The organism is Brevundimonas sp. UBA7838 (genome assembly GCF_002500885.1).
Classification (GTDB): Bacteria; Pseudomonadota; Alphaproteobacteria; order Caulobacterales; family Caulobacteraceae; genus Brevundimonas; species Brevundimonas vesicularis_C.
This window is the reverse complement of the sequence record NZ_DLTK01000138.1, coordinates 1-9,669: the sequence shown is the minus strand read 5'-3', so window position 1 is coordinate 9,669 and position 9,669 is coordinate 1. Positions and strand designations below refer to the sequence as shown.

Annotated in this window: 7 protein-coding genes; 1 reads left to right on the top strand and 6 read right to left on the bottom strand. The window is 67.1% G+C overall.

Translation table 11 applies throughout. The features are described 5' to 3' along the window. Positions 1-1,618, top strand: a 1,618-nt coding sequence (locus tag B3T77_RS14815; RefSeq protein WP_292080594.1) for an efflux RND transporter permease subunit, incomplete at its 5' end; no start/stop codon positions are given. Between the two features lie 232 nt (positions 1,619-1,850). On the opposite strand, the gene B3T77_RS14810 is transcribed toward B3T77_RS14815, so the two are convergent. From B3T77_RS14810 to B3T77_RS14785, 6 genes are all read right to left on the bottom strand, one after another. After that, positions 1,851-2,834 (bottom strand): sensor histidine kinase, encoded by a 984-nt coding sequence (locus B3T77_RS14810; protein ID WP_292080593.1) that lies wholly within the window; start codon positions 2,832-2,834, stop codon positions 1,851-1,853. Between the two features lie 226 nt (positions 2,835-3,060). Further along, complete coding sequence (locus tag B3T77_RS14805; protein WP_292080592.1) at positions 3,061-5,700, bottom strand: TonB-dependent receptor; 2,640 nt, start codon at positions 5,698-5,700, stop codon at positions 3,061-3,063. Positions 5,701-5,903: 203 nt separating this feature from the next. Continuing rightward, complete coding sequence (nhaA, locus tag B3T77_RS14800) at positions 5,904-7,148, bottom strand: Na+/H+ antiporter NhaA (protein ID WP_292080591.1); 1,245 nt, start codon at positions 7,146-7,148, stop codon at positions 5,904-5,906. 164 nt (positions 7,149-7,312) lie between these two features. Continuing rightward, on the bottom strand, positions 7,313-7,636 hold the full coding sequence (locus tag B3T77_RS14795) for a YnfA family protein (protein WP_292080590.1): 324 nt from the start codon (positions 7,634-7,636) through the stop codon (positions 7,313-7,315). Continuing rightward, positions 7,633-8,424 (bottom strand): RNA methyltransferase, encoded by a 792-nt coding sequence (locus tag B3T77_RS14790; protein WP_292080589.1) that lies wholly within the window; start codon positions 8,422-8,424, stop codon positions 7,633-7,635. Before B3T77_RS14790 ends, B3T77_RS14795 begins: the two co-directional genes overlap by 4 nt. A gap of 223 nt (positions 8,425-8,647) precedes the next feature. Continuing rightward, positions 8,648-9,669 (bottom strand): S1/P1 Nuclease (locus tag B3T77_RS14785; protein WP_292080588.1); only part of this gene is annotated, 1,022 nt, incomplete at its 5' end.

Below are 9,669 nucleotides of genomic sequence, written 5' to 3'. Positions count from 1 at the left end.
CAACCATGAGGATCGCGATCCGTTCTGGATGGGCGGCTATCTGAAGGCGCTACGCTGGTCGCTGGGCAACCGGTGGAAAGTCTTGATCCTCGGCGTGCTGTTTCTGTTTGGCTCCATCGCCACGGCCGTCATCGCCAAGATGTCGTTCGAATTCATGTCGCCCGGCGATACCGCCCGCGCCGCCTTCCAGGTCGAACTGCCGCCTGGCGCGACGCTGGCCCAGACCGACGCCGTGGTTCGGCAGGTCACAAAGCGGCTGGAGGCCCGCCCCGAGGTGATCTCGGTCTATGCCGCCATCGGCGGTCAGGACGTGACCCAGGCCAATGTCTATGCCGACATGGTCCCCAAGGGCGACCGCGAACTGAGCCAGCAGGCCTTCGCCCGCGCCATGGTGGACGAGCTGAAACAGATCCCTGGCGCCCGCATCCGTGCGGGCATCGCCCAGCAGGGCGGCGGTCCCGGCGATGGCACCAGCTACACCTTCTCGATCCTCAGCGATAATCCCGACGCCCTGAACGCAGCGGCTAGAAAGGTCGAGGAAGAGATGCGCGGCGTCCCCGGCCTGGCCAACGTCGTCAACTCGGCCGCCATCGCCCGACCCGAAATTCTGGTCACGCCACGTCCCGACGAGGCGGCCCTGGCCGGCGTTTCGGCGGGCGCCATCTCTCAAGCCGTGCGGGTCGCCACCATCGGCGACGTGGATCAGAACCTGCCCAAGTACAATCTCGGCGACCGCCAGATCCCGATCCGCCTGCAACTGACCGCAGATGCGCGCGAGGATCTGACCGTGCTGGAGAACCTGCGCGTGCCGGCGACGGGCGGAACCTCTGTCCCACTCAGCGCCGTCGCCGATATCCAGTTCGGCGCCGGCCCCGCCACCGTCACCCGCCAGGATCGGTCGCGTATCGCCTCGATCAGCGCCGAGTTGGACGGCATCACCACCGGTGCGGCGGGCGCGGCGGTCAACCGCCTGCCCTCGGTCAAGAACCTGCCCGCCGGCGTGCGTCAGGTGCCGGCCGGCGACGCCGAGTTCATTCAGGAGATGCTGACCGGCTTCGCCATCGCCTTCGCCTCGGGCATTCTGCTGATGTATGCGGTTCTGACGCTGCTGTTCAAAAGCTTCGCCTATCCGATCACCATCATGGCGGCCTTGCCGCTGGCCATCGGCGGCGCCTTCATCGCCCTGGCTATCGGCGGCGCCAACTTCTCCATGTCGGCCCTGATCGGGGTGCTGATGCTGATGGGGATCGCGGCCAAGAACTCCATCCTGCTGGTGGATTATGTCATCATGGCCGAGCGAGAGGGTATGCCCCGCCACGAGGCCATCATGGATGCGGCGCACAAGCGCGCCCGGCCGATTTTGATGACCACATTCGCCATGGGCGCCGGCATGGTGCCCATCGCCCTTGGGGTGGGCGCCGACGTCCAGTTCCGCTCACCCATGGCCATCGCCGTGCTGGGCGGACTGATCTCATCGACCTTCCTGTCCCTGCTCTACATCCCCGCCATCTTCACCATCGTCGACGACATCGCCGGCTGGGGCCGCCGCATCCTGAGCCGAAAGACGGCCGGGCAGCGGGAGTTGGCGAAACCCAGACAGGGGCCGTTGGTGGAGTAGCGCGCGGCGCCTTTCACACCGCACCTTCGTCACCGTCTCCGTCACCCTCGGTAAAGCGCCCGAGGGTGACGGTTCTGAAAGAGCCAGGTTTTTCGCGTCGATCCGGACCGGAACAGACTAAGCGCAACGCGCAGCCGATCTGCCAATTCCTGGAAAATGATGGCGCGGAGAGCCTACGCCTTCGCGGAGCCTTCTCTACCGAGACCTTCTTCGCGGGGTGGTATCCGCCGCTCTAGTACGCGACGGGCGCGCTGGGCCAGGACAGGCGGGCGATCGCGCCGGGCGATGAGGGCTGCAGGGACCATTCTCCGCCCAGCTGGCGGGCCAGGGCGGTGATGATCCGCAGGCCCAGGCTCGTCGGTTCGCCGCTCGCCGCTTCAGTAACCCCCACGCCGTCGTCGGCGACCGTCAGCGTGCGAACCGCGCCATCGTCGCACAGATCGATCGTGATCCGGCCTGGCCGGTCGGGAAAGGCGTGCTCCAGCGCGTTGTTGACACACTCCAGCATGATCAGGACCACGGGCGTGGCCTCCTCGGCCGACAGAACCACGTCGCCGCTGGAGATGGAGACAATCACGTCGTCACGCGCGGCCGCCGTCAGCGCATCGTCGACGATCGATCGCGCCAAATCCTGAAAAGCGGTGTTCTTCTGGTCTGCGTCGGCCAAACTGCGCTGGATGCGGGCCACCAGACCCGTGCGGGACGAGGCGTCGGCCAAAGCCTTTCTGGCGCCTGGGTCGGCGGCGGCGCGCGCCTCCAGGCTCAACAAGGCGCTGACCACCTGAATATTGTTCGACACCCGGTGCTGCACTTCTCTGAGCAGAATGTCGCGGCTTTCCGCGAGCGCGGCGTTGCGCTCGACTTCGCGCGCCAACTTTCCTGACGCCTTGTCCATGCCGACGATGAAGAAGATGTCGACGGCGACGACGAAGGCATAGAAGCCGATCGCGACGAAGGTCGCGACGCTGAGGTCGAACCCAGCCGGGCCGATCCAGAACCACCAGGCCGACAACCCCGACAGGGTCGCTGTCAGGACCGCCGGGCGCAGGCCCGCATAGAAGGCGACCAGCACGACGGCCGGAAAAAAGGTCAGATAGGGAAAGCCCGGCGGAAACCAGTGCGCCAGGCCGTAGCGAATAGCGAAGGCGACCAGCCAGGCGGCTATGGCGAAGGCATAACCGCGCCAGACGGGCGTTCGAAACTTCTGATGACGCATTCGCTTCCTCAATGGACGCAGTGCGTCGACAAAGCCTTGTATCGGGCAGTGGAACTCCGCGTCCAGCATGGCTTGACGAGAGAAACCGGTCGATCGGCGAAAAGTCGATAACGAGAGCCTGCTGTGACAACGCGAGGTCGCGCCCGCCAACGGGCTTGATTGCAAAGAAAAAGGGCCGGCCGGTTTCCCGGTCGGCCCTTGGTCGGTCAGCCTTGAGGGCTGGCGATCAGTATTTGACCTTCAGCGTCACGCCGTAAGTGCGCGGGGCGCCGAGGTAGGCGTTGTAGGTCGCCGTGTCGGTGGCCTGGTTGTAGAAGGTGCCGTTGGCTTGCGGCGTCGTGGTGTTGGTGAAGGCCGTACCCAGCAGCGGCGCGGCGAAGCCGACCTGGGTGTATTCTTCTTCCAGCAGGTTCTGGCCCCAGACCTCCAGCGTCCAGCGCTCATCCGCCGAACCGATCGAGACCCGGCCGTTGACGACGGTGAAGGCGTCCTGGTTCTTGTACGGCAGCAGGTCCGAGCCGGTGTTGTATTCGGTCGAATATTTGGCCGACAGGTTGAAGCCGCCGCGCAGGCCGCCGCCCAGTTCGCGGTCGAACGCCAGGGCGCCGGTCAGCGACCATTCCGGAGCGAAGGAGGCACGCGCGCCCGGCAGCAGCGACAGCTGCGGGAAGCGGCCGGGGCTGGACAGGTCGCCGGCGCCGAACTGGCCGTATTTCGCGTCGGTGTAGGTCACGCCGCCCTGGAAGCTCAGGCCCTCGACCGGGGTGAACCAGACCATATCGGCGTCGACGCCGCGCGAGGTCAGTTCCGGGATCGATTCGACCACGAAGGCGGTGCCCAGGAAGGTGTTCAGCTGGAAGTTCTCGAACTTCTGATCGAAGTAGGTGACGTTCAGCAGCATGGTGCGGTCGAACAGGGTCGTCTTGACGCCCGCTTCATAGCTGTCGACGGTCTCGGCCTTGAAGAACAGCGAGGCGTCCGGCGTCACGCCCGTTTGCACCCGGTCCATATTGTAGCCCGCGCCCTTGTAGCCGCGCGCGTACGAGCCATAGACCATGATCGACGGATTGAAGCGGTAGGACGCCTTGATCGTGCCCGACAGGTCGGTGTCGCTGAACTTCTCCTGGATCCGGCGACCATCATACAGCGGGTTGGACCAAGGCAGGCACAGCAGGCCGAGCGCAGCGGCCGGCGTGGCGACGTTGGCGGTGCCGGGGATCGGCGACACGGTGCGGTTGGCCGGGTTCTGATTGGCCAGGGCGCCGCCGCAGGCCGCGCCGTTGGTGCCCAGGTTGTCCTGAATCCCGAACAGACGCTTGCTGTCGTAGGTGTAGCGCAGACCCAGATTGATATCGAAGGCCTCGGTCACCCGATAGGTGTTGTTGGTGAACACGGCGACCGATTCCGACTTTTGGGAATAGTGGTCTTCATAGGCCTTGCCGACGCCGAAGGTCGGGGCGGCGGCGCTGGGCGGCACCGCGCCGATCACGCACAGCGGCTGGCCCGCGGCCGCGCCGGCGGTGCCGACCAGGAAGCCGTTTGGATTGGTGAAGCAGCCCAGGCGCGACGGGCTGGGGCCGCCCACGGCCGCCGGCAGCGAGGCCGTCAGCAGCAGGGAGGCGAAGGCGTTGTAGTCCGAGCCATAGACGTAGCTGTCGTCGCGATAGACGCCTTCCTTGGTCGCGAACAGACCGACCAGCCAGTCCAGCTTGTCCGAGGTGCCGGCCAGGCGGAACTCTTGCGTCAGGTTGTCGACGCCGTAGCCGTTCGAGCCGTCGTTGGCGCGGTACAGGATGTCGGCGCCGGTGTAGTCCAGGTCCATCCCTTGCTGGAACGACCAGTCGCGCCACGAGGTCTGCGACGTCAGGGTGGCGTTGATGCTGGGGAAGTCGATGGTCGCTTCCGCCGACAGACCCATGTCCTCGATCTCTTGCGGCGTCTCGCGGTTGGAATAGGCCAGACGCGAGAAGGGCACCGTGCCGAAGCCGGCGACCGGCGGACGCTGGCCCGGGCCGTTCGGCGCGGTCAGGGCGGCGATGAAGGCCTGGGTTGGGCCGACGCGCGTCTGCACGGCGACGCAGCAGTATTCCTCGCGCTTGGTGTAGTCGGCGATCAGGCGCACCGAGACGTCGTCGCTGGGCAGGATCAGCAGCTGGCCGCGCGTGGTCCAGTAGTCCTGGGTCTGGTCATCCTTGCGGGTGTTGGGGCCGTCGCCGTTGTTGACGTCGTAGAAGCCATCACGCTCGCGGTGCGCGACGAACAGACGGCCGGCGATCTGGTCGGTCAGGCCGCCAGTGACGGAGACCGAACCGCCGATGGCGCCGAAGTTGCCGCCGGTCAGTTCGCCCGCGATCGAGGGATCGAACGAGGGGCGCTCGGTGATGATGTTGATGACGCCGGCCGAGGTGTTCTTGCCGAACAGGGTGCCCTGCGGGCCCTTCAGGACCTCGATGCGGCTCAGTTCGCCCAGATCGCCGAAGCCGACCGAGTTGCGCGAGCGATAGACGCCGTCGATCACGACGCCGACCGAGCTTTCCAGGCCGGGGTTGTCGCCGACGGTGCCGGCGCCGCGGATGCGCACGGTGGTGGAGGCTTCTGACTGGGTCGAAGTGACGGTCATGCCGGGCGTCAGGATCTGCAGATCCTTGATGTCCTGCACGCCCGCGCCGTCCAGCAGTTCCTGCGACAGGGTCGTGACCACGATCGGCACGTCCTGCAGGCTCTGCTCACGCTTCTGGGCAGTGACGATGATGTCGTCGACGGTCGCCGGGGCTTCCTGCGCGGCGGCGACGCCGGCGAATCCCATGACGGCGGCGCCCATGACGGCGGCGGACACGGTGGTCCTGAGTTGAAGATTGCGGCGCATAGGCGTCCTCCCGGCTGAAGCCGCGACGCCAGTGGCGATCGCAGCGTTTCCTGTTCCCTCGACGTCCCCTACGTGGGGGATCATTCGTTAGGGACAGGCTAAGCGCGGTTCGGGCCGACCGACAAGCGAGCGTTGTTCGCCGCGACGATTTTTCGCCGCGGATTCGCCTTTGTGTGTCAGGGAAGCGACAGAAAACGCTGACGCTAGGTCAGTTTTTGCCCGTCTTTCGGCCCCAGAGGCTCGACCTCAGGGTGCAGGGCGGCGGGATCCACCTGGCGGGCCCGACCGGCGAAACCCAGCACCAGGGCCGCCGCGATCGCCGACAGGATCGAGCCGCCGATAACGCCCAGTTTGACCTCGACCTGCTCGGGCGAATCGACCGCGCCAGGGAAGGCCAGGACGCCGATGAACAGGCTCATGGTGAAGCCAACCCCGCACAGCAGGGAGACGCCATAGACTTGCAGCCAGCTGGCGCCCGTCGGCCGCGCGCCGATCCTCAGCGCCGAGGCCAGCCAGGCGGCGCCCAGGACGCCGATCTGCTTGCCGAAGAACAAGCCCAGGGCGATGGCGATGACCAGGGGCGCGAACGCCTGCTCCATCGACAGGCCGGCGAAGGAGACGCCCGCCTTTGCGAAGGCGAACAGCGGCAGGACCAAAAAGGCGTTCCACGGATGCAGATCGTGCATCGCCTCCTTCAGCGGGCTTTGACCGTCTTCGGCGCGCCCCTTGATCGGCACGATCATGGCGAAGGCCACTGCGGTCAGGGAGGTGCTGAGGCCCGACAGCACGGTCAGATACCAGACCAGGGCGAACCCCAGCACCCAGAAGGGCGCGGGGATGCGGATGCGGTGCGCCGCGACCGCGCCGACAGCCAGAGCGCCCAGCGCCCAGAATAGCGGCGTCCAGTTCGCGCCCTCGCTGAACAGCACAGCGATCAGGGCGATGGCGCCGAGGTCGTCAACGATGGCCAGGGTCAGCAGGAAGACCCGCAGCGACGAGGGCAAGCCCTTGCCGACAAAGCCGAAGATGGCCAGCGCAAAGGCGATGTCGGTCGCCAGCGGGATGGGCCAGCCCGCATGCGGCGCGCCGATGGCGCCGGACAGCAGCAGATAGACCGCTGCAGGCCCCGCCATGCCGCCAAGCGCCGCCAGCACAGGCGTCGCCAGCTTCTTCGGGTCGCTGAGTTCGCCGCGCACGATCTCGTATTTGATCTCCAGCCCCACGACGAGGAAGAAGATCGCCATCAGACCTTCCTTGATCCAGTCGGAGATCGTCTCCTCCAGCCGGATCGGGCCGATCTGCAAGACGTGGTCGCTCTTCAGCCAGGCGAAATAGTCGGCCGACCAGGGCGAGTTGGCGATCGCCACGGCGGCGATGGCGGCGAGCGCCAGGGCCGAGCCGGATGCGGCCTCGGTCTTGAGGAAATCAAGTGTCAGTTTGCGCGCCACGGCGGCCTCCAATCGAACGGAAGTTTCGTCGTGACGCCAGGTTATCGACGGGCGTCGGACCGGATTCGCAAACCAAACTCGGCGCGCCGGCCTGGCCGCACGGGGCGACCTGATGGCTGGGGCCAGAATAGAGGATCAAGGCGGCCAAGCCAAGCCGAAGCAGGTCAGCCCCTCGGGCCGAACAGAATGAGCCCGGCGCCAACCAGACAGACGAGGCCGCCCAGAATGTCCCAGCGATCCGGCGGGGTCTTTTCGACCAGCGCCATCCAGATCAGGGAGGCGCAGATATAGACGCCGCCGTAGGCCGCGAAGGCGCGGCCCGCCACTTCGCTGGGGACCAGGGTCAGGAGCCAGGCGAAGGCGATCAGGAAGGCGACGCCGGGCGCCAGCCACAGGGGTGAACGATCCAGCTTCAGCCAAGCCCAGAAGGCGAAACAGCCGCCGATCTCCGCCAGGGCCGCCAGCGGATAGATCAGCCAAGGCTTCACTCAGGCGTGTCCGTCTTCACCTTCGCCGCCCGTTCGGCCGCCAGCTTGGCCAGGACCCGGCCGCGGCCGCGCGACAGGGCGTGGATGGCGCCGCGCATGGTGGCGACCTCTTGCTCGGAGAAGGCGGCGCGGCCCAGCATGACGCGCAGGTTCTGGCTCATCGAGCGCTTCTTCTCGGGCGGGTAGAAGAAGCCGCCGTTTTCCAGCTCTTCCTCCAGATGCTCGTACATGCCGACCAGCAGGTCGTTCGACGCCGGCGGTTCGCTGTCGCGGAAGCGCGGCGGCGGGGCGTCCAGGATCAGGGTGCGCCATTCATAGGCGTTGATCGCCACGGCCTGGGCTAGGTTCAGCGAGTGGTGCTTCGGGTCGATCGGAATGGTGACGATGCCCGCGCACAGAGCGATGTCGGTCGTCTCCAGCCCGGCGCGCTCGCCGCCGAACAAGAGGCCCGTCTTCAGGCCCGAGGCCGTGTCGTCATAGAGGACGCGGCTGGCCTCGCGCGGGGTGCGCACGGGTTGGCGCGTCTCGCGCGGGCGGGCGGTGGTGGCGAAGACGGTGTTCAGGTCGGCGATGGCCTCGGCGACACTGTCGAACACCCGAACCCCGTCCAGCACCCAGTCGGCGCCCGAGGCCGTGGCCCAGGCCCGCTCCTGGGGCCAGCCGTCGCGGGGGCTGACCAGGCGCAGGTCCGACAGGCCGAAGTTGGCCATCACCCGCGCCACGGCGCCCATGTTCTCGGCCATCTGCGACTTGTCGAGGATGACAGCGGGGGGAGTGAGGTCGGACATGGGCGCTGCTTAACGCCTCAGCCCACGCGCGGAAAGCACCCCTCGTCTTCGTCATCCTCCGGGCCGCGAAGCGGGACCGGGGGACCCAGCGGCGCGCGAGAGCGCGAAACTGTCGCGGACGCGACCCTCAGGCATCGCGCGGTGGACACATCGCCGTTGGCGCCGCTGGGTCCCCCGATCTCGCTGCGCTCGTCGGAGGATGACGAAAGTAGGTTGAAGGGCTTCAGTCCTCGCCCACCATGGCGATCCAGGGGTCGGCGGTTCCGGCCTCGACCTCGGCGACCTTGACGGCGGGCCAGCCGATGGAGGCGCTGCCCGAGGCGGTCCAGGCGGAGACGATGAAGTCGCGCAGTTCGCCCGCGCCCGCCGCCAGACGTTCGTTGACGAAGGCCGCGCCGCGCGGATCGGCGTCGCGGAAACCGCCGGCCTTCTCCAGCCGATAGAAGGGGATCACCGTGCCGAGCGTCGTGGTCAGGTAGGAGACGGTGCGCGCCTTGACGTCGAAGCCGTCAAGGTTGGCGGCCGGCATGGCGGCCTCGACCGCGTCCAGACGGGCGACACGGTTGGTGAACTCGCCCTCGAACAGGGCGTGGGTTTGACGCGAGTTGGTGAAGCCTTCCGGGTTCGGGAAGTCGCCCCAGCCGTTGTAGTGAATGCTGGTGTGATGCGGTTGCGAGCCGTCACCGACATAGTGGCCCATGACGCCGATGTCGCGCAGGATCAGGGCCTCGCGGCGGATTCGGTCGGCGCGATACCAGGCCTGACGCTCCATATTGGTCTCGCGCTTCTCGGCGGCGTTCAGCACGCGCCAATAGGCGAAGTCGCGGCCCAGCTGCTGCCAGGCGTCCATCATGGCGTAGGGCAGATAGCCGGCGTCGTTGACGTCCAAACCGGCCTTGGTCAGGGCGGCGTCATATTCGGACTTCAGGCGCGGCAGGTCGTTGAGGCTCATCCCGCGCTGGTCGTAGACGCGCCCCTGGTCGTCCAGATCGACGAAGTGGGCGGTGTCGCGCTCGCGATCATGCGGCTGGCCGGCGCCCTTCCAGCGGTCGGGCTCGCGCGCCAGTTCGCCCACGTCGGCGATGGCGGCCGGGGTGCGCAGGAAGGCGGGCAGGTCGTCCGGCAGGGCCCGCATCGCCGCCACGCCGATCACCCGATGGCCCGAACTGCCCCACGCCTCGACCTGAACGGCGGGCGCCGCGACCAGCATCAAGGCGGCGGCGGAAATCATCAGTCGTTTGACTT